The sequence below is a fragment of the Niallia sp. Sow4_A1 genome (assembly GCF_052116745.1).
Classification (GTDB): domain Bacteria; phylum Bacillota; class Bacilli; order Bacillales; family Cytobacillaceae; genus Niallia; species Niallia hominis.
Genome location: NZ_JBQKKM010000055.1, coordinates 1 through 20,906 on the forward strand (window position 1 = coordinate 1; position 20,906 = coordinate 20,906).

The 20,906-nt window shown below is 36.1% G+C and carries 20 protein-coding genes; 3 read left to right on the plus strand and 17 right to left on the minus strand.

Annotation, left to right across the window (positions count from 1 at the left end; translation table 11 throughout):
* Positions 1–182: hypothetical protein (locus tag ACTQ5K_RS21695; protein ID WP_441994285.1), on the plus strand; the 182-nt coding region annotated here is incomplete at its 5' end.
* A 310-nt stretch (positions 183–492) separates the two neighbouring features.
* Here the strand turns inward: ACTQ5K_RS21695 and ACTQ5K_RS21700 are convergent.
* The gene (locus tag ACTQ5K_RS21700; RefSeq protein ID WP_031534398.1) at positions 493–2,172 is read right to left on the minus strand and encodes a DAK2 domain-containing protein; all 1,680 of its coding nucleotides are present in this window, start codon (positions 2,170–2,172) and stop codon (positions 493–495) included.
* A gap of 16 nt (positions 2,173–2,188) precedes the next feature.
* The gene (locus tag ACTQ5K_RS21705) at positions 2,189–2,551 is read right to left on the minus strand and encodes an Asp23/Gls24 family envelope stress response protein (RefSeq protein WP_031534397.1); all 363 of its coding nucleotides are present in this window, start codon (positions 2,549–2,551) and stop codon (positions 2,189–2,191) included.
* A gap of 372 nt (positions 2,552–2,923) precedes the next feature.
* On the opposite strand from ACTQ5K_RS21705, the gene rpmB reads away from it, so the two are divergent.
* On the plus strand, positions 2,924–3,112 hold the full coding sequence (gene rpmB, locus ACTQ5K_RS21710) for a 50S ribosomal protein L28 (protein ID WP_016201071.1): 189 nt from the start codon (positions 2,924–2,926) through the stop codon (positions 3,110–3,112).
* Positions 3,113–3,275: 163 nt separating this feature from the next.
* On the opposite strand, the gene spoVM is transcribed toward rpmB, so the two are convergent.
* The 15 genes from spoVM to ACTQ5K_RS21785 all read right to left on the minus strand — a co-directional run bounded on the left by spoVM (position 3,276) and on the right by ACTQ5K_RS21785 (position 19,696).
* Positions 3,276–3,356: a stage V sporulation protein SpoVM gene (gene spoVM, locus ACTQ5K_RS21715; protein WP_016201070.1), complete on the minus strand. Its 81-nt coding sequence runs from the start codon at positions 3,354–3,356 to the stop codon at positions 3,276–3,278.
* 89 nt (positions 3,357–3,445) lie between these two features.
* On the minus strand, positions 3,446–4,090 hold the full coding sequence (locus ACTQ5K_RS21720) for a thiamine diphosphokinase (protein WP_031534396.1): 645 nt from the start codon (positions 4,088–4,090) through the stop codon (positions 3,446–3,448).
* A 169-nt stretch (positions 4,091–4,259) separates the two neighbouring features.
* The gene (gene rsgA, locus ACTQ5K_RS21725; RefSeq protein WP_251627324.1) at positions 4,260–5,141 is read right to left on the minus strand and encodes a ribosome small subunit-dependent GTPase A; all 882 of its coding nucleotides are present in this window, start codon (positions 5,139–5,141) and stop codon (positions 4,260–4,262) included.
* A gap of 106 nt (positions 5,142–5,247) precedes the next feature.
* Complete coding sequence (gene pknB, locus ACTQ5K_RS21730; RefSeq protein WP_251627325.1) at positions 5,248–7,254, minus strand: Stk1 family PASTA domain-containing Ser/Thr kinase; 2,007 nt, start codon at positions 7,252–7,254, stop codon at positions 5,248–5,250.
* A complete protein-coding gene (locus ACTQ5K_RS21735) occupies positions 7,251–8,009 on the minus strand; it encodes a Stp1/IreP family PP2C-type Ser/Thr phosphatase (RefSeq protein WP_109766205.1) in 759 nt (252 codons plus the stop codon). Before ACTQ5K_RS21735 ends, pknB begins: the two co-directional genes overlap by 4 nt.
* Positions 8,010–8,015: 6 nt before the next feature.
* Positions 8,016–9,113, minus strand: coding sequence for a 23S rRNA (adenine(2503)-C(2))-methyltransferase RlmN (gene rlmN, locus ACTQ5K_RS21740; protein WP_251627327.1), 1,098 nt, complete (start codon positions 9,111–9,113; stop codon positions 8,016–8,018).
* Positions 9,110–10,462: a 16S rRNA (cytosine(967)-C(5))-methyltransferase RsmB gene (rsmB, locus tag ACTQ5K_RS21745; protein ID WP_031534386.1), complete on the minus strand. Its 1,353-nt coding sequence runs from the start codon at positions 10,460–10,462 to the stop codon at positions 9,110–9,112. The genes rlmN and rsmB overlap by 4 nt, the downstream gene beginning before the upstream one ends.
* Entirely contained in the window at positions 10,449–11,408 is a 960-nt protein-coding gene (gene fmt, locus ACTQ5K_RS21750; RefSeq protein ID WP_251627329.1) for a methionyl-tRNA formyltransferase, read from the minus strand. Before fmt ends, rsmB begins: the two co-directional genes overlap by 14 nt.
* Positions 11,401–11,889 carry a peptide deformylase gene (gene def / locus ACTQ5K_RS21755; RefSeq protein WP_031534382.1) on the minus strand — a complete coding sequence of 163 codons (489 nt, stop codon included), beginning with the start codon at positions 11,887–11,889 and terminating at the stop codon, positions 11,401–11,403. The genes fmt and def overlap by 8 nt, the downstream gene beginning before the upstream one ends.
* A 359-nt stretch (positions 11,890–12,248) precedes the next feature.
* The gene (locus tag ACTQ5K_RS21760; protein ID WP_251627331.1) at positions 12,249–14,060 is read right to left on the minus strand and encodes a glycoside hydrolase family 2 protein; all 1,812 of its coding nucleotides are present in this window, start codon (positions 14,058–14,060) and stop codon (positions 12,249–12,251) included.
* A 17-nt stretch (positions 14,061–14,077) separates the two neighbouring features.
* Positions 14,078–15,820 carry a glycoside hydrolase family 2 protein gene (locus ACTQ5K_RS21765; RefSeq protein ID WP_251627333.1) on the minus strand — a complete coding sequence of 581 codons (1,743 nt, stop codon included), beginning with the start codon at positions 15,818–15,820 and terminating at the stop codon, positions 14,078–14,080.
* Positions 15,820–16,257, minus strand: coding sequence for a hypothetical protein (locus ACTQ5K_RS21770; RefSeq protein WP_031534377.1), 438 nt, complete (start codon positions 16,255–16,257; stop codon positions 15,820–15,822). Before ACTQ5K_RS21770 ends, ACTQ5K_RS21765 begins: the two co-directional genes overlap by 1 nt.
* Positions 16,257–17,102 carry a carbohydrate ABC transporter permease gene (locus ACTQ5K_RS21775; protein WP_235247712.1) on the minus strand — a complete coding sequence of 282 codons (846 nt, stop codon included), beginning with the start codon at positions 17,100–17,102 and terminating at the stop codon, positions 16,257–16,259. Before ACTQ5K_RS21775 ends, ACTQ5K_RS21770 begins: the two co-directional genes overlap by 1 nt.
* Before the next feature lie 16 nt (positions 17,103–17,118).
* A complete protein-coding gene (locus ACTQ5K_RS21780; RefSeq protein WP_311295591.1) occupies positions 17,119–18,042 on the minus strand; it encodes a carbohydrate ABC transporter permease in 924 nt (307 codons plus the stop codon).
* A gap of 385 nt (positions 18,043–18,427) precedes the next feature.
* Positions 18,428–19,696: an extracellular solute-binding protein gene (locus ACTQ5K_RS21785; RefSeq protein ID WP_251627335.1), complete on the minus strand. Its 1,269-nt coding sequence runs from the start codon at positions 19,694–19,696 to the stop codon at positions 18,428–18,430.
* A 225-nt stretch (positions 19,697–19,921) separates the two neighbouring features.
* On the opposite strand from ACTQ5K_RS21785, the gene ACTQ5K_RS21790 reads away from it, so the two are divergent.
* Positions 19,922–20,839: an ArsR/SmtB family transcription factor gene (locus tag ACTQ5K_RS21790; protein WP_235251009.1), complete on the plus strand. Its 918-nt coding sequence runs from the start codon at positions 19,922–19,924 to the stop codon at positions 20,837–20,839.
* The last annotated feature ends 67 nt before the right edge of the window (positions 20,840–20,906 follow it).

The window sequence follows — 20,906 nt, forward strand, 5'->3', positions numbered from 1 at the left end:
TTTTCTTTATTTTTGCTCATACTACCGCGCTTGCGTTTGGTTGGCGGTCTAACGACCACCAACCAAACCAGAGGGTAAATTATTTTCTACCCACAAACATTTTACTCATACTTATCGTTCTCTTTATTTTGATGAATGGGACGGTAAAGGCTTTATATATATTGATTGATATGAAAAGTTAATATAGCTGGGATTTGTTTGCTTTGGGGATTATAGGGAGGAATTTCTCTGTTACTTTAAGAGGCTTTTTCTTCCTTGCTCGGGCTTAGAGACCGCCTCTCTGTTATCTTAAGGTGCTTTTTCTGCACTGCTTGAGCTCTGAGACCGATTCTCTGTTACCTTTTCGTTCAACTACTCCCCTTCAAAGTAACAGATACCTTCTCAAGCGCTCTTCTTCAAACAAAATTACCAATCCATCCCGACCATTCTACCTCCAAAAATAAACAAAAAAGGGCATACCTCTCCTAAGGCACACCCTTTTTTAGCTAATGATTATTCGATTGAAAAGATGAAGGAATATAGTGGCTGTTTTCCGTCATGAACTTCTACTTCCACATCTTCATAATTTTCTTCGATAAAGGATACAAGCGTTTCAACCTCTTCTTGCGTCGCTTCTTCTCCCTTAATTACCGTTACAATTTCTGATTCGTCATCAATCATGGACTTTAAGAGTTCCATTGCAGATTCTGTTTTATCCTTGCTTTTCACAACGATTTTTCCTTCTGCTAATCCCATAAAGTCGCCTGTTTCGATTTCCAGACCGTCAATGCTTGTATCTCTTACCGCATACGTAATTTGACCTGTCTTCACATGCTCAAGCGCCGCTTTCATATTCTTCTCATTTGTTTCTAAATCGCTAGAAGGATTGAAAGCAAGCAATGCTGACATTCCTTGAGGGACGGTTTTAGAAGAAATGACCACAACATCTTGTTCCAATACTTCCGCTGCTTGTTCTGCTGCCATAATAATATTTTTATTATTTGGTAAAATAAAGACCTTTTTCGCATTTATATGGTTTACAGCATTGACAATATCTTCCGTACTTGGATTCATCGTTTGGCCGCCCTCAATTACATAGTGAGCGCCAATGCTTCTGAAAAGATCTGCGATTCCGCTTCCCATTGAAACTGTTACAATTCCATACTCTTTTTGTTCTTCTGCAGAAGGTGCTGTTGGTTCTTCTACTCCTTCAGACCCATCCACTAAACTACTATGCTGTTCGCGCATGTTTTCAATTTTCATTTTTACTAAGTTACCGTATTTTTGACCAAATGTTAATACTTCACCAGGCTGATTAGAATGTATGTGAATTTTAACAATCTCATCATCTGCGATAACTAATAAAGAATCTCCATATTTGCTTAATGCTTGTCTAAAATCTTCTTCTGAAAAAGGTTTGTTTCCTAGTTTTTCCTGTTCTAAACGAACCATAAATTCCGTACAATAGCCAAATTCAATATCCTCTGTATTGATATAGCTGTGAACATTTTTATGATGCTCTGCATTTACCAATTCGTTCATTGAAACAACATTTTGTACAGCATCAGGAAGTTTTTCACCTTTTAACTCAGCTAAGAAGCCTTCATAGACAAATACTAATCCTTGCCCACCACTGTCTACTACACCTACTTCTTTTAAAACAGGTAATAGGTCAGGTGTTCTATTTAAAGATGCTTTTGCTTCTTTCACTGTATCTTCGACGATAGCAATAATATCATCATTCGTTTCTGCAGATTGAACCGCTTTCTTCGCAGCATCTTTCGCAACTGTTAGAATGGTTCCTTCTACAGGCTTCATTACTGCCTTATATGCTGTTTCCACACCAAATTGTAAAGCATCTGCAAATTCTTGACCAGTTATCGATTCCTTTTGCTCAATATGTTTGGAAAATCCACGAAATAATTGAGAAAGAATAACCCCTGAATTTCCTCTAGCTCCCATTAATAAACCTCTTGATAATGAGGTTCCAACTTTACCGATATGTGATTGAATATTCTTTTGAACTTCCTTCGCACCAGAAGTCATCGATAAATTCATATTCGTCCCTGTATCTCCATCTGGCACTGGAAAAACATTTAACGCATCTACATATTTAGCATTAGAGGATAAATGGTTTGCACCTTGGATTACCATTTCGGCAAAACGCTTTCCTTCTAAAACTGTAATTGACACTGTGTTTCCTCCTCTACTACGGGTTCGTCACACGAACTCCCTGAACGTAAATATTAACCGAGTCAACGGCAAGTCCAACTGTCTTATTGAGTGTGTATTTTACTTTTGATTGAACATTGTGCGCAACCTCGGAGATTTTCGTTCCGTAACTTACAATGATATACATATCAATATGTACTTCTTCTTCCACTTTTCGAACGATTACACCACGTGTAAAGTTTTCTTTTCGCAAAATATCTGTTAGACCGTCTTTAATTTGACTCTTTGACGCCATTCCAACAATACCATAGCAGTCTATTGCTGCCCCACCTGCGATTGTAGCGATCACTTCTGTAGATATATCAATCTGTCCGAAATTCGTTTTTAGTTCAATGGACATGAGTTTTCCCCCTTTGGAATTGCTCCTTGACTACTGACATTTTACTATAACCACTACTTTTTTGAAAGCTATAGTTAAAAAGCTTATTAATATTATATAACAAAACAATACTTCTATTAAAGCATTGGCATAAATTCAGAAAAAAGTTACTAATTTTACTATTCCCATAAAGACTTGGAATAAACAACTTAGTTTTGATGTCAAGGAAATTTTCTTGAAAGCTTTTAATCCAACTATTGCATTCATTTAAGTTGTATGATAAATTATTAAGGTATCTGTAACGAGGATTATTTAGCAGACTATAAGTAAATTGCTATCTATGACTTTTCAAACTCATTTTAATGAGTTTCTGTAATAAGGAGGGAAATATACATGCCACGTAAATGTGTTATCACTGGAAGAAAAACAACTACAGGTAATGCTCGTTCCCATGCTATGAACGCTAACAAACGTACTTGGGGAGCTAACCTTCAAAAGGTTCGTATTTTAGTAGACGGTAAGCCTAAACGTGTTTGGGTATCTGCTAGAGCATTAAGATCTGGTAAAGTAGAACGCGTTTAATCAGATCGCAATAAAAAAGGACATGTCACATGTCCTTTTTTATTTTGTCTTTCTAACTCTAACCAACTCTAAAAGCTAAACCATATAAGTACAGTAAGTTTTCGATATTCTCCGCCCTATTCACGAAAGGTTGTCTTTACAAAAAAATCCGCAGAATTTTTTGTTAGTCCTTCTTAAAGGTTCCTAACATTGCTCGGACAAGTCCCCCTAAAAATTTCGGCAATTTAATGGTATAAAATCTCATGAATACTGTCCCTCCTTAATCAATAAACATCCCTAGCACTTACATATCCTATTCAGATAAAACAAATTGGTACCATGATTAGTCAAATTTTAATCACAACTTCTTATTACCATTAATATGCCTTCATCAAAGGAAAAAGTACCAGTTTCTCGAATTAGTTCATTACTTATACATAATGTGCTGCTAGCAGGAAGGTTTCTCCTTACTAAAGGGTATTTAAAACCTTCTAAAGTTAGACCTACAATCTTTGTGCTATAAGGGAAAAATGAAATATACTTATACTCACTCATTCTGTCAATAGTATAGGCGCCCGCTTGGACAACCGCTACACTATTTTGTTTATCGATTATCTCCACTTTTATATTTTGATTGTCGATAGCACCTCTAAGTAATAGCTGGAGATTAGCTATTGTATGATCAAGTCTCCCACCCGTTGAACCGAATAGTCTAATAACAGTTGCTCCTTCTTTAATCGCCCATAGAAGTGCAAGCTCCATATCTGTTTCATCTTTTTCTGGTTTGAAGCGTTTAATAATCCCTGTTTTTTCTTCCATCTTGTGTAACTCTTCTTGTGAAATAGAATCAAAATCACCGAAAGCGGCATATATGGGGATAGATTTTTCCATCAAATACATAACGCCTCTATCGACTCCAATCCAACAAACATCTTTCGGGAATTTTTCTAAATCAGGAATATACTGCTTAGGACCACCGGCCATAATATGGACAATCATTGTTCTCCTCCTTTATTTTTCTTTCTATCTATTTCTATACAAAAATGCAGACTCTTTTATATAACCCTTTGTTTACTTTGCTTGTATGGCCAAACTGCCAATCAAACAATTCCTACAAATAGCTATAGAAAGAATCTGCTTTATCATGGACATAGAAAGTCCAGTTACCCTAGTATCTAGGTTTTCTATCTTTAATTTCTTGAAGGAAATCTTTATAATGCTCATAACGATATGCTGGAATTTCGTTGTTTTCCACAGCTTCTTTGACAGCGCATTTAGGTTCTGAAAGATGGAGGCAGCCTCTAAATTTACAGTCTTCGCTTACTTTTTCTATTTCAGGAAAACAATAATTTAAGTCTTCTGCTTCTATTTCAAGAAATTCAAGTGAGCTAAAGCCTGGTGTATCTGCGATAAGTCCATCACCAATGGAAATAAGCTCTACATGTCTTGTTGTATGCTTTCCTCTACCTAAACTTGAAGAGATTTCATTTGTCTTTAAGTCTAAATCTGGTCTAATTACATTTAATAAGGAAGACTTTCCTACACCTGATTGTCCGGCAAACACGGATATTTTATCTTTTAAATAGGGCAATAGCTGTTCTATCCCTGCTTCGGTTTCAGAAGAGGTTAAAATGACAGGATATCCAACAGCTTCGTATTGTGCTGCAAATTCCTTCATTTTTGCTACTTCATCGCTGCTTGCTAAATCCATTTTCGTTACACAGATTAGCGGATCAATTCTGTTGTATTCGATTAGCACAAGAAAACGATCTAATAATACTGTGCTAAACTCAGGCTCTACGCTTGAGAATACAAGAATCGCCTGATCTACATTTGCAATTGGCGGTCTTACCAGTTCATTTTTTCTATCTTTCACTTCTAATATATAACCATCTGTCTCGTTCTCCGCCTGAAAAACTACTTCGTCCCCTACTAAAGGGGTCACCTTATTTTTTCGGAAAACTCCTCTTCCTCGGCATTGTATTAATTGCCCTTCACTTAATACATAATAAAATCCACTTAATGCTTTAATGATTTTGCCTTTAGGCATACATATAACGCTCCTTACTACTTTTAGCCTCTTAAACCATTTTTATATATGTCTAAAAAGAAGCATTCCCTTTTACCAACATTTCAAACCAAGCTCAACTTATCCATTAGTCTGGGTAGGGAACTTCTTCATCAAGGATAACAACACTATCAATTTGCACACGATAGTACCCTTTTTGCCCTTCTGGAATCTGAAGATAGATTGTTTTTTTCGTATTTTCAGTGATCGTAAACGTTTCAGCAGGTTCTGTCATGCTATTATTAAAATCACCTATATAAATTCTTACTGTTTGTTCAACTGGCTTTCCATCAGGTGTCATTTCAGTTGGTTCATAAGGGATCGAAATTTCTTTCATTACTTCTTTCGGCTGTACTTCTTTCTTTCCTTTAGACAAGACAACGGAAATTTCCGCCCCTTTTTTCAAGTTCGTTCTAGGCTCTGGTGATTGTGAAATGACCAATCCTTTTTCTACTGAATCACTATATTCTTCAGTAAACGTTACCTTTAATCCAACATCGTCAACGTAATCATTTACTTCTTTTTTCGTATAATCTGTTAAATCTTTTATGCTAATTAGCTCTGCACCTTTACTGATAGTAAACTCGATGGATGTCTCCCCTGGAACTACTTCCTCATTTGGTTCAATACTTTGAGCTAAGATTGTTCCTGATGGTTCGTTCTCATCAAATTCTTCTACACTATCGACATCTTTAAACCCTTCTAATAGTTTAACAACATCTTCATAATTTCTACCGACATAATCACTTAAGACCACTGTCTCTTTTCCTAAGCTTTCGTAAACGGTAATTTCTGTCCCTTCTCTCCGGGCACTACCAGCACTTGGACTTGTTTTAATGACATGTCCTTTTTCGATATCCTCACTATTTAAGGTGATGGTGTCAGACACGACAAACCCTTTTTGTTCGAGCTCTGTCTTTGCTTCATCTACTTCTAGATTAGTTACATCTGGAACTTCAATATCTTCTGGTTCAAGCAAGTCTGGCAAGACAAATATCACTAAACCCATTAGTAATACTAATACAATAAATGTCGAAACAATAATTGCAGCTATTTTCTTACCTTTTTTCTTGTCTTTTTTCTTGGCTTTTTTCCCTTTCTTTTCTAGCTTCTTCGGCTTTTCTTCTACTTGCTGCTTCCCAGGTTCTTCTTTATCATATTTATGAACAATCGTTTCATCAAAATTTTTATACAAACCATCATTGGTAATGACAGGGATTGCTTTTGTTGCTTCATCATCAATTGGAATCGCAAACTTAGGTTCATCCATTCTTTCCAGATCAAGTGCAGTGCGCAAATCATCAGACATTTCTTCTGTACTATTATATCGATAAAAAGGATCCTTCGCGGTAGCTTTTAGCACGATATTTTCTACACTTTGTGGAATTCCTTCATTCCATCTTCTAACACTAGGTGTTTCAGACTGCAAATGCTTTAAGGCAATCGAAACCGCAGATTCTCCTGAAAAAGGAAGTCTTCCTGTTAATAATTCAAACATCACAATCCCAAGGGAATAGATATCAGACTTTTTATTCGCCATCCCGCCACGCGCCTGCTCTGGTGATAAATAATGAACAGAACCTAGCACAGAATTTGTTTGGGTAATACTTGTTGCACTTAATGCCATGGCAATTCCAAAATCGGTTACTTTTACATTCTCATCTTTATCTATTAAAATATTATGAGGTTTAATATCCCGATGAATAATATGGTTCTGATGGGCATGTGCGATTGCCGATGTAATTTGTTGCATAATTGCGATAACTGTCTTTACAGAAAGCGGTGAATTTTTATGTATATATTGTTTTAATGTATCGCCTTCCACATACTCCATTACAATATAATAGATGTCTCCTTCTTCCCCAACATCATAAATACTAACGATATTTGGATGAGCTAAGCTTGTTGCTGATTGTGCTTCCCGGTGAAATCGTTTAATGAATTCTTCATCATTGACATAATCAAGTCTTAGCATTTTGACTGCTACATCTCGATCAAGAATCATATCATGCGCAAGATAGACGTTTGCCATTCCACCTCCGCCAATCATATCTAATACCTTATAGCGACCACTTATTCTTTTCCCAATCATCATTGCTTGTCACCTGCTTGATGATCATCCTGATGCTCTAATATAATGACAGTGATATTATCTTCCCCACCATTTATATTAGCTGTTTCAATTAAAGTAGAAGCTTTTTCTTCAAGCGAATACTCTTTTTCAAGGACTTCTTTCATTTGTTGATCTGTTACTTTATTTGATAATCCATCGGAACAAATAAAAATAATGTCCCCTTCTTCAAATATAATCGTCATCACATCAATATCTAACTGGGCATCTGTTCCTAGTGCTCGTAATACGACATTTTTTCGCGGATGATGTTCAGCATCCTCTTTGGAAATTTGGCCCATACGAACTAATTCATTTACTAAGGAATGATCTTCTGTTATTTGCTTAAAGCCATCTTCATTATATAGATAGCATCTGCTGTCCCCCACATGTGCAATCGTCGAAAAATTCTCTGTACTGATGACACCAATAATGGTTGTTCCCATGCCTTCACATTCTGGATGGGTCGAAGCATAGTCGAAAACATATTGATTGACCTTTAATATATTGGATTTCAACCAGTTTTCTGCTTCATCTGCAGTTTGAATTTCTTCTACCATTGCCCAAAGCTCTGTCAATTTTTCAACAGTGAGAGAGCTTGCAACATCACCTGCACGGTGTCCGCCCATGCCATCTGCTACGATGGCAAGGCGTTGACCGCTTTTATTTCTAATAATTGCTCCACTATCCTCATTATGTTGTCTAACTTTCCCCTTATCAGTCATAAAAATTTGACTCAAAGGTGATCACCTCGTCTCTTCTTTTCTCTCCTTCGCACGAAGCTGTCCACATGCAGCATCGATATCTGAACCTTGCTCACGGCGAATTGTTACATTTACACCATGTTTCTTTAACGTTTTTTCAAATAAAAAGATTTGATCTTTCGGTGTTCTTACATAATCTCTTTCTGGTACATAGTTTACAGGAATTAAGTTAACATGGCACTTTATTCCTTTTACAAGCTCAGCTAGCTCTTCTGCATGCTCCACTTGATCATTTACATTGCCAAACAGACCATACTCAAAGCTTACTCGTCTTCCTGTTTTATCCACATAATAACGAATTGCTTCAATTAAATCAGGTAGTTTATAAGCGCGGTTGATCGGCATTAGTCTGCTTCTTAGCTCTGTATTTGGAGCATGTAGAGAAACAGCAAAGTTTATTTGCATATTTTGGGCTGCAAATTCATAAATTTTCGGGATAATACCACTAGTTGAAACAGTGATATGTCTTGCCCCAATATTTAACGCTTGTTCATGATTAATAATTTTTAGGAAACTTAACATACTAGCAAAGTTATCAAATGGTTCGCCAATTCCCATAATAACAACTGAACTTACACGCTCACCTAATTCATCTAATGCCTGTTGTACTTTTACGACTTGAGCAACGATTTCTCCTGCTTCTAAATTTCTTTTTAATCCACCTAATGTAGAAGCACAGAATGTACATCCGATTCTGCAGCCTACTTGTGTTGTTACACATACAGAATTGCCATATTCATGGCGCATTAAAACGGTTTCGATGGAATACCCATCATGTAATTCAAATAAAAACTTAATTGTTCCATCATTAGATGTTTGCTGAATAAGCGTGTTTAATGTTGTAATCGTAAAATTTTCTTGCAGCATTAGCCGTAGATTTTTTGATAAGTTAGACATATCTTCAAAAGAGGTTACTCTCTTTTTATATAGCCATTCAAAAATTTGGTCAGCACGAAATGCCTTTTCATTATGTTCTGTTAGCCAATCCTTTAATGCTTGTAATTCCATTGAGTAAATCGAGGGAATAGTTGGTTCTGCCTTTTGTCTTCTTCTTGATGATGTTTTTACTTGTTCCATCATTGCACCTTCTTTCTTAATGCTGCAATATAAAAGCCATCGGAGCCAAAATACTGCGGTAAAATCTGTAATTCGTTTCCATCTGTATATTGTTTAATGTCGGCCGGTAATCGTTCCCCTAAAGTTAAATCTCTTTCAAAATGGGAATTGTCCGCCAAAAATTTTTCTACCACTTCTTCATTCTCTGCTTTATCAATCGTACATGTACTATATACTAATAATCCACCTTTTTTTAAGAGGGAAGAGACAGAAGCTAATAAATCCAATTGAATTTTTTGCAAACGATCAACATCTGCTTCTGTTTTTGTATACTTCATATCCGGTTTTCTTCTCATTACGCCAAAACCTGAACATGGTGCATCAAGAAGAATACGGTCAAAGCTTTCTTTCTCAAGGCTGCTATCTAGCTTTCTTGAATCCATTGCCTTTGTTTCAATCGTTGATAAATCCAAACGTTCTGCATTTTGCTTAATAAGCTTTACTTTATGCTCATGAAGATCAATGGAAAGAACTTTTCCTTCCTTATTCATCTTCTCCGCAATATGTGTCGATTTACCACCAGGAGCGGCGCAAGCATCCAATACAGAATACGGCTTGTCTACATCTAGTGCATAAGCAACAATCATAGAGCTTTCATCTTGAATTGTTAACATTCCTTTTTCAAAAGCAGTTGAATGGGCTACATTTCCTTTTAATACCTTAATCCCTTCTGGAATTACCCCACTAGCTTCAACTTGGAATCCTTCTTCTGTTAAAAGGGATATGCATTCTGAGACAGAGATTTTTGTAGTATTTACCCTAGCTGTTTGCATTGGTGCTGTTAAATTAATTTCACACATCTTCTTCGCTTCTTCTAGCCCTAGCTGCTCCACCCATCTTTTTACAAGCCAGCGGGGATGACTTGTTTCAATAGCAAGTCGCTCTATTTCATCTTGAATTCCGCTAAAAGCTGGCAAGCCCTGTCTAAGGATATTCCGTAAAACAGCATTTACTAGGCCGCTAATTCCTTTATGACCCCTTTTTTTCGCAATTTCTACCGCTTCATTGATTGCAGCATGATCTGGAATGCGATCCAAATATATTATTTGATACAGTGTCATCTGTAAAAGAATATGCACCCAAGCTTCCATTTTCTTTCCTTTATTAATAAAAGGATGAAGATAAAATTCAAGCGTCATTTTTCGTTGAAGTGTCCCATATACGATTTCCGTTAGCAAACCAATATCCTTTGAGGGAATCTCATTTTTTTTAATCGTTGTATTTAATAATAGATTACTGTACGCTTGATTTTTTTGAATACTCTCCAAAATATCCAACGCTGCTTCCCGAACATTTTTTCTAGTTTTCTTCATTTGTTACTCCTAATACTTCATTTACTTGCATCTTGCTGCCAGCGCCGCGTAAAAATTGACCAATATCCATTTTCTTCTTCCCTGCTGGTTGCACTTCTGTTAATTGAATATAGGTGTCATTGCCCGTTGCTATAACTGGACCTTGATCTGTGATTTCTACAATTGTTCCAGGAGCCGCTTCTTCCGTTTTCGCTACTTTCTTTCCTGCCCATACTTTCATCACTTTCCCTTGATATAGGGTAAAGGCTACTGGCCATGGATTTAATCCACGAATTTTATTATAAACTTCTTCTCCAGAAGTCGACCAATCGATTTTCTCATCTGAACGTTTCAAATTCGGTGCAAACGTTGCCTCCTCGTCCTTTTGAGGAATAGGAGTAATTTCTCCTGCTAACAGTTTAGGCAAAGTTTCAGCTAATAAATCACTTCCAACAACACTTAATTTATCATGAAGTGTCCCTACTGTATCTTCTTCTTCAATTTTCACTTCTGCAACGGAGATAATGTCACCAGCATCTAACTTCTCTGCCATATACATAATGGTAATACCGGTTTTTTCTTTTCCTTGTAAAATACTATAGTGAATTGGTGCTCCTCCTCTTAATTCAGGAAGCAAGGATGCATGAACATTTACACAACCGTATTTTGGTGCATCTAATAGCTCTTTTGGCAAAATTTGTCCAAACGCAGCAGTCACGATTATATCTGGATTTAGGGAAATAATTGTCTTTAACTCTTCTGATTGACGAATTTTTTCTGGTTGATATACAGGGATATTATGCTTTAGCGCTTCTATCTTTACTGGTGGCGGTGTTAGCACTTTTTTTCTGCCAACAGGACGATCAGGCTGGGTAACAACAGCAATCACATCATACTTTTCTTCTAATAATCTTTGTAATACAGGAACAGAGAAGTCTGGAGTTCCCATAAATACTACTTTAGTCATTTGCTTCCACTCCTTCTAGCTCATCTTCCTCTAGATAGCGAATTACTTTAGAAGTAAATAATACTCCATCTAAGTGATCCATTTCATGCAAAATCGCCCGTGCTAAATATTCTTCTGCTTCTATTATATATTTTTTTCCTTTTCTATTTTGAGCCTCTACTTTAATTGAAAACGGACGATCAACATCCCCGAATAATCCGGGAAAGCTTAAGCAGCCTTCTGGTCCGACTTGAGAGCCGTCTACTTCTAATAAAATAGGATTAATTAATTCCAGTGTACCCATTTCATCATCAATATCTACTACGGCAATGCGTTTTGATATCCCGATTTGCGGTGCAGCAAGGCCGACACCATCAAATTCAATCATTGTATCATACATATCGTTTAGTAGCTTTGCTAATTTCTTATCAAATACTGTAACTTCCTCACATGGTGTTTCTAACACCGGATCTGGGAACATTACAATTTGTTTTACTGCCACATTATTTCCTCCAAACATTGAGCGCAATTTCAGTTTAAATAATTTTTAACCTCAGACTATTATCAAATTTATTGTTCCTTTTATCTAAATAAAGTTCTTACAAACAGCCTATGCAAAAATTCATTCCTTTTTGTATTTTATCAAACCCTGCTACTAAATAGCTATGTATTCCTTTTGGAAATTAATAAGTTCCTTCCTATTTTGGGCTAACAAAATAAAAACCCATGTCAGAAAAACTCAGGATAACTTTAACCATCCATCATTTTCGCTGTCATGAGCCTTGAACATTTTAACATATTACCATGCAAAAAGAAAGGAGCGGTTCCCCGCTACGTCCATTATAATTGCTAGTAAAACATTTACCCCTTTATCGCCAATCTTTCTGGGAAAAACAGATTATTAAGCTCTTTAATTTTCGCTAAATCGCATTTTGGAACGCGCTCATATGTTAGAATACCGTTAATTTCTTGTTCGACATCTGTAAGTTGTGTATAGCAATAGCCCCATAGTCCTTTTGATTGGAAAATTGCTTCCATAATCTTGCGGTATTCTGTTATATAATCCTCTGCGTTCTCTACGGAAGTATAGCCCCAGCCGCTTTGATCACCCATTTTAAAAGCAATTCCTCCGAATTCTGTTAACAAGATTGGTTCTCCTTTATGAGCGTGATTTGCTGCATACACATCCCATTTACTATGAGCATGGGTAAGTAAATTTTCAACCGTTGAAATAGACTCCTTGAAATATTGATATTTCTCCTTCTCCTCTGCATTACCATGGGCGTAATTATGAATCGCACAAATGTCTGTATCGGTTGCTTCCCAGCCATCATTGGAGATTACAAGGCGTGTGCCATCAATGGCATGGAGCATATGATACATAGTTGTTGAAAAGTGCTGCTGTGTTTTATCAGAATGAATATCTGGAATACCCCAGCTTTCATTAAGTGGCACCCATGTGATAATAGACGGATGATTATAATCTCTCTCCACAATTTCCATCCATTCCTTCATTAATCTTGTTGCAGCTGTTTTTGTATAAATAGGTGCTGATGCGCATTCTCCCCATACTAGAAAACCTAATGTATCTGCATAATGCAAGAAAAGAGGATCTTCTGTTTTTTGATGCTTTCTACAGCCATTAAACCCCATTTCTTTAGCGAACTCGATATCTTTTTTAAAGTCTTCTGCTTTTGGAGCTGTTAAAAGTCCCTCTGGCCAATACCCTTGATCAAGAACCAGTTTTTGATAATAGGGTTTATTATTTAAATAGACCATGCCCTTTTCAGTATGAACTTTACGATAGCCAAAATAGGATTCCACCCGATCTAAAACTGTTCCACTTTCATCACAAAGTTCAAGAGAAACATCAAATAAATTTGGATGCTCTGGTGACCATGTGTAGCCATCATCATGAAAATTGGTACGAAAAATTTTATTTTGGATAATGTCTACTGCCCGTTTTTCGGTAATATTGTTCATTTTAATGCGATCTTCTGCAATCAAAGTATTCTTAAACATCATTTTGTAGTTTATATAATAAGTAGCTTTCGAAATATCTGTTTCTTCATTTAAAGCAAAATCCATCCATACGACGCCGCTATCAAGATCAGATGTAAATCGAACTTTTTCAATATGTTCATTATTTACTTGTTCTACCCAAACCGTTTGCCAAATTCCTGTCGAATTCGTATACCAAATTGCCCGGGGCTCCTCTTCCCAGAATTGTTTGCCCCGCGGAATCGTTTCATCTTTTAAAGGATCATAGACCTTAACAGTAATAATTTGATTTTCTTCTGCTAAATAATTGGAAATATCAAATGAAAACGAAGTATGCCCGCCTTCATGCTCTCCCACGAATTGTCCGTTCACATAGACCTTGCTATAATAGTCTACCGCCCCAAAATGCAAGATTGTTTTCTTAGCAGAATCATTAGAAATAACTACTTCTTTTTTATACCAAACATATTCATGGACAGCTCTTTCTCCAATCCCACTTAATAAAGATTGGTAGACAAACGGAACTTGTATTTCTTTTTCAAATGTTTCTTTATTAAAATACTGCTTTTTTTCTCCAATATTGTCATCATCAAACTGAAATTGCCATGTTCCATTTAAGTTAATCCACTCATCACGCACAAACTGAGGGCGCGGGTACTCTTGTCTCGTCATCTTATACACTCCTATGATTATAATCTTCGAGTATTTACTTGTCTTACTCTCTCAACAGAAACTTTTGGTTTTCTATCGATTGTAAGCAAGCCATTTACTTCTTGTTGGACATCTGTTAGTTGTGTATAACAATATCCACATACATATTCTAAATCCTGAACTGCATGATGGATATCTTCAAAACGTTTAAAAAACGCTTCTTCATCCTTCACTTGATTCCCATATCCCCAGCCTTCCTCTGTTTGAAAAGCAATTCCGCCAAATTCAGAAATAAGGATTGGCTGACCTTTATATGGGTAGTTCTTTGCAAAGGCATAGAAACCTTTATTAAACTGGATGGAATTCGACATTAATTTTTCTTTATCTTCATATCTACTTGCAAGAAGCGCTCCAAATTCTTCATAGTCATGCAATGTGATAATATCGGAAACAGTATGTTCCCAGCCGTCATTTGTGATTACAGGACGATTGCCATCATATGCTTTTGTTAAATGATAGATACTTTCTGTAAAAGCTTGTTGCTGTCTGTCATGATGGATATTACCAATACCCCATGATTCATTAAATGGAACCCATGTGATTACACTTGGATGGTTGTAATTTTGCTTTACAATTTCTAACCATTCATTGGTGAAATTCCGAACAGCTTTGTCACTAAACCCATACGTTGAACCAACCTCTAACCAGACAAGAAGACCTTTTTTATCCGCTAAATATAAAAATCTGCTGTCCTCTACTTTTTGGTGCTTCCGTACTCCGTTATAACCCAATTCTAATACTTTATCGATATCTTCTTCTAAAGCGGAAACACTTGGTGGAGTTAAATCCGATTCTTCCCAATAGCCTTGGTCTAAAATTAAGCGTTGATATAGCTCTCTATTATTCAGAAGGATTCTATTTCCTTCAATAGAGATCTTACGCATTCCAAAATAGGATTGAACTTCATCCAGTAATACATCTTGCTGGTACAATTTAAGAGTCAAATCATATAGATTAGGATTTTCTGGACTCCACACCTTCATTGTCCATGGATCCAGTCTTTCTAAAACACTTCCTTTAAGTATTGCTACATTATCAACTATATTTGCCGTTAATTCATTGATTACTTTGCCATTAAATTGGATTGTTGCTACTACTTTATATCCTTCTGCTGTAAGCGGGATGTCTTTTGTTTCTACTTCTATCGCTACTTTTTGCTCATCAAATAATGGTGTAATTTTAGCATGGTTTAAGTGAGCTTCATTTACATACTCCAACCAAACCGGTTTCCATATTCCCGTTGTTTGAACATACCAGCAGCCAAAATTTTCATCATGCCAGCGTTGTTTTCCTCTCGGTTGTGCACAATCCTTTGAATCTTTGACTTTAACAGTCAGTTTATTCTCGCCAGTTGTCACATAGTTAGCTATATCTACAGAAAAACCATGGTAACCTCCTTGATGAATTGTTACGAGATGACCATTTACATAGATAAACGCCTCATAATCTACTCCTTCAAAATGGACAATCGGATGCTTTTGTATATCATCGATTGTAATCGTTCTTTCATACCAAACCGTTTCGTGATGTTCTTGCTGATTAATCCCACTTGCTTTCGTTTCATAGGTGAACGGCACATTTATGGTTGTGCTCTTTGGAAAAGATGCATACCACTTCTCCTTCTCCCCTACTTTTTTATCATCAAAAGCAAATTTCCATTCTCCGTCTAGTGAAACCCATTCCGCTCTGTGGAATTGAGGATTTGGATGCCATTCATTCATTAATTTATACCTCCAACTTGTTCATTTCTTGTCCTATTTATTTTTCGTATAGATTTATTTTTTGCTAAAACTAAGATACCCGCCGACATACATAAAACTAGACTTATAATATCCATGATCGTATAAGATAGTGCCCCACATACGAATAGCCAAACTGCGACCTTTACATGGACTTGATCATCTATCATATATTTTTTTGCACAAACTAAATTAATTAACCCGAGACCGATTAACAAGGCACCAAACATCCCTATAAATATATAGATACTTCCTACATACGATTCCATTGCTTTCATATAAGCGAACTTAGAATCCTCTACAAGCTTTGCACCTTCTACCTTTTTTAATGTCCCATATAGCAAGATCGTAAAGAGACCATCAACAATTTGCCAAACACCCACAATTCTCACTAAATTTCTTTCTAACTTTCTATTCATTATCCTTTCACCCCTGCAGATAACGACATAGATTCCAAGAAATACTTTTGTGCGAATAGATATAAAATAAAGGTTGGAATAATCGCAAACAATGCACCTGCCATTAATAAAGTCGGTTGTGCTTGATACATTCCTTGCAATAATTGTAGACCTGGTGTAATTGGCATCTTTTCTATATCATTAAATACAATGGACGGCCATAAGAAGTCGTTCCATGATCCCGTAAAGGAGAATAAGGCAACAACCAAAAGTACTGGTTTTACCAATGGCAATATTACTTTTCCTAAAATTTGAAAATCATTTGCACCATCCATACGGGCAGCCTCATCAAATTCGAGGGGAATATTATTCATAAACTGTCTAACTAGGAAGATATTAAATACTCCAGCAGCTCCAGGAACAATCATCGCAATCGGTGAATTCACCCATCCAAGGACATCGATAATTTTATAAAGAGGAATAAGATTTACTACTCCTGGAAACATCATCGTTGCCATTAAAAAAGCAAACAAACCGTTTTTACCCCTAAAATCCAATCTGCTAAATGCGAACGCAGATAATGTAACAACAATTAAAACTAAGATGGTATGTGATACAGAAATAACAACTGAATTTGTAAACCAACGTACCAATGGTGTACTTGTATTATCAACTAATAATGTTGTGTAATTTGTAAGTACCCATTCAATCGGTAAAAATTTAAAGCCCACTGTTTGTAGTTCTATTTCTGATTTAAAGGAGGTTACAACTCCCCATAATAAAGGAATAATCCAAATCACAGCCATGACAAGCAAAAAGGCAAAAGCAATTATTTTCGGTAGTGGATTGGTTCTTTTACTACTCATACTCTTCCTCCTCTAATTAATTCTTTCTCTCTCTTAAGAAAAAGAATTGCAATGATGCAACAACCATTATGCAAAGTCCAAGAATAACAGCCATTGCAGACGAGATTCCAGCAATCGATTGACCTGAACCAAAGGCATTTTGCTGAATATCCATTAATAACACTCTCGTTGAGTCTGTTGGGCCACCACCAGTTAACATTAATGGCTGACCATAGACATTAAATTGGGCAATGGTTGTGATAACAACCGTATAAAGAATTTGCCCTTTCATACTTGGAAGGGTGATTTTAATAAATTTCTGGAAAGAAGAAGCGCCATCAATGTCTGCTGCTTCATAGTAATCTTTCGGAATGCCATTCAGTGCCGCTTGGTAAATGATCATATTCCCACCAATCGTCCACCAAACCGTTACTACTACTAGTGCAATCCATGCAAACGGCTGTGTACCAGTCCAAACTGTTTCAAGATTAAATATATTATTAATTGGACCATACGTTACGTTAAACATAAGTCCCCAAATGATAATGACAGCAGAAATTGCGAATAATGATGGTAGATAGAATAAAGACTGAAAAACTTTCCACAGAGTCGGTTTTGTATTCAATGCCGCTGCAAGAAAGAGAGGTACAAGAATACAAAATGGGACGGTAAATAGAACAAATAAAAAGGTGTTTTTCAAACCACTATGAAGTTGTTCATAAAAGACGGAATCAGATTGAAGTAATAGTTCTTTATAATTATCCAATCCAACAAAGGTTGGGGAACTAATCAAATCCCATTCTGTAAAAGAGATATAAATTCCAAAAAAGATTGGAATCAGAAAAAACACTCCAAAAATAATCAAATGAGGTGCTAAAAATATCCATGGCGCAAAGGAGGTATTCCTAGTTTTTTTCATTTTCATTTGATTCACATATTTCGTAGTGGGAACAGTTTCCATACACCCTACTTCCTTTCCTCTTGCTTTTATTAAAGTAAGATTCGTAGATTCTATACAATTAAAACTTATAGTCTAAATGCACTTATTTTCTTACTAGCAACTTTGATTTCTGTATGTAGGCTGTTTACTATTCTAGATAGATTGGGCCGTTTTGTTGATATTAGCTGCAGCTGAATACACTTCGCTTTTTGCGGGCAAGGTTTTAGTCACCGCGAGCATAACTAGTCATGTTTCCACGTATCTCGCTCGTTTAACCCGGTAGCACCTTTCGTGTATTCAGTCTGCTTAAGATTGGCTATTCTTCCTTTTCCTGCATGTTTTCAATTATCTAAAAACCCCTAAAATCCCAACTCAAAAAGTAAACACTTTCATTTTTATTCGAAAATCAATTATTCGAATTATCTTTTTCTACCTTTGCAGATATTTCTTTTTCCATATCCTCTAATGCTTTGTCCGTTTCTGTTTTGGAGAATACAACATCGCCCGCTTTCGAATCAAGCAATTCAGAAACATAACCATTGTATTTGTAGTCAAATATTTTTAATGTTGCTTGTTGTTCTGGTGTTGCTAAAAAGAATGATTGTGGCATTGCTTTATATTCTTCATTTTCTAATAGAGAAAGCGTTGCTGGGTTTTGACCGGATTTTGCCCATTCCATTGAATTATCACGAACCCAATCTAGAAACTCAACGACACCTTTTGCTTTTTCTTCGCTACGAGAATCATCTTTAAACATGACAAATTGGTGAGAGGAAGACCAGTTCACTGCTTTAGATAAGTCATCTGATAATTGTGGAGCATTTGTTAATCCCCAATTTATCTTTGACTCTTTAATTTGGTTTTGCATCCAAATTCCTTCTGGTAGAAAAACAACTTTTCCAGTTAAGAACATTTGCGTAGGATCTTCTCCATCCTTTGTCGTATAGCCAGCCTTCACATAATCTCTCCACAAATTAAAAGTATCTTTCGCTGCTTGGTTAACTAAAGTTGGTTGAATGCCGTCTTCTGTTAGCTCACCGCTATTTTGTGCATATAGTGACAAGAAATTAGGCTTCAGCCATGTTACCCCTAGTGCTCTGATTTTATCCTTTTGCGCTTGCTCACCAACTTGTTTAATCTCATCAAATGTTACAATATTATCATCCAATGCTGTCGGTAAATACTTATCCACTAAATCTTTATTGTAATAAAGTCCGAAAGTATGAATATCTAATGGAATACTATAACGCTCTGAATCTAGTTCTCCAATCTTCCAAGCCTCCGCAACATAATTGTCTGCCTTAATTTCTGGAAAATCGGCGAGCAAATCATTATAAGAAGTTAACATGCCATTATCTTTAAACTGTTTAATTCGTTCTGCATGGACGATTGTTAAATCTGGAATATTCTTTTTGGAGTTTACAATTGTCGGAATCTTTGTATACATGTCCGTTTCTTTTAATGAAACGTTTTTAATTTTGTATTCAGGATTCGTCTTATTATATTCATTTACCATTGCCTGCATGTTTTTCCCGTCAGGCCCTGTGTATGGATTCCAAAACGTAATTTCGTTTTTGGAACTGCTACTAGCTTCCGAATCTCCACAGCCTGCTAAAATACCAATTGAAAGCCCAATTACCCCAAGATACTTCCAAAGCTTACTCTTTGCCCCCACAATAATTCCTCCTTTTTATTTAACTCATTACTCAACTAAATTCTTTAACTAAAAAGTTAAAGTTTATCTTTTAAACCTTTTTACATTACTAATTTAACAACTTAAGAAAGCGTTGTCAATGCTATTTTATCAATATTTAAAGTTTTTTCTATTGCAGTTAAACACTACGAATGATAAAATAAATAAACAAGCTATTGTTTAACTAAATAGTTAAAGGAGGTCCCCATGCAAATACAAATTTCAAAGGATTATTTTCATATTTACCAAGCACTTGCTAGCGAAACAAGAATTGAGATTATTGAAATCCTTGCTAAAAACAATATGAATATATCTGATTTAGCAAAACAATTAGGCATAAGCGCCGCTATCGTTACCCGTCATATTCAAAAGCTAGAAGAAGCAGGAATCGTTAAATCGGAAAGAACCCCGGGAAAATCAGGACTGCAGAAAATAGTCTATTTAGCGATAGACAATATTGAAATTCATTTTCCAAGAAAAATATTTAAAGAATATCAACTCCACCAGACAGATTTAAAAATTGGTCATTATACTGATTTTTCCGCTATGCCTACTTGCGGAATTGCAACAGAAAAAGAAATCATCGGGAAAGCGGATGATCCTAAATATTTTATGGATAGCCAAAGAGTGGATGCACAGCTATTATGGTTATCCCAAGGTTATGTAGAGTACAAAATCCCAAATTTACTAGGACCAAATGAAATTCCAGAAATGGTAGAAATCAGTCTAGAGCTTGCATCTGAGTTTCCGATTTCCAATAATGTATGGCCAAGTGATATAACGTTTTACTTAAATAACGTGGAGATTGGCACCTACACTGTGCCTGGAAATTTTTCTGATGTGAGAGGTCGCTATACGCCAAAATGGTGGAATGATAAATTTAGTCAGTACGGCCTTTTAAAAACAATCAGGGTAAATAAAATGGATACAGGTATTGATGGGGAGCCGTTTTCTAGTGTCACGATTAATGATTTACAATTAGAGAACTCCCCCTTTCTCACTTTGAAAATTGCGGTTAAAGAAGATTCAGAAAGAGTTGGTGGGATGACTTTATTTGGGGAACATTTTGGAAACCATAAGCAAAATATACAGATTGGGATATATTATTTGGAGAAGGAAAATTAATATAGCAAAATAAAAAGAAATGACCGTTTCCATTCTGTCATTTCTTTTTATTTTCATTTTCACGTTG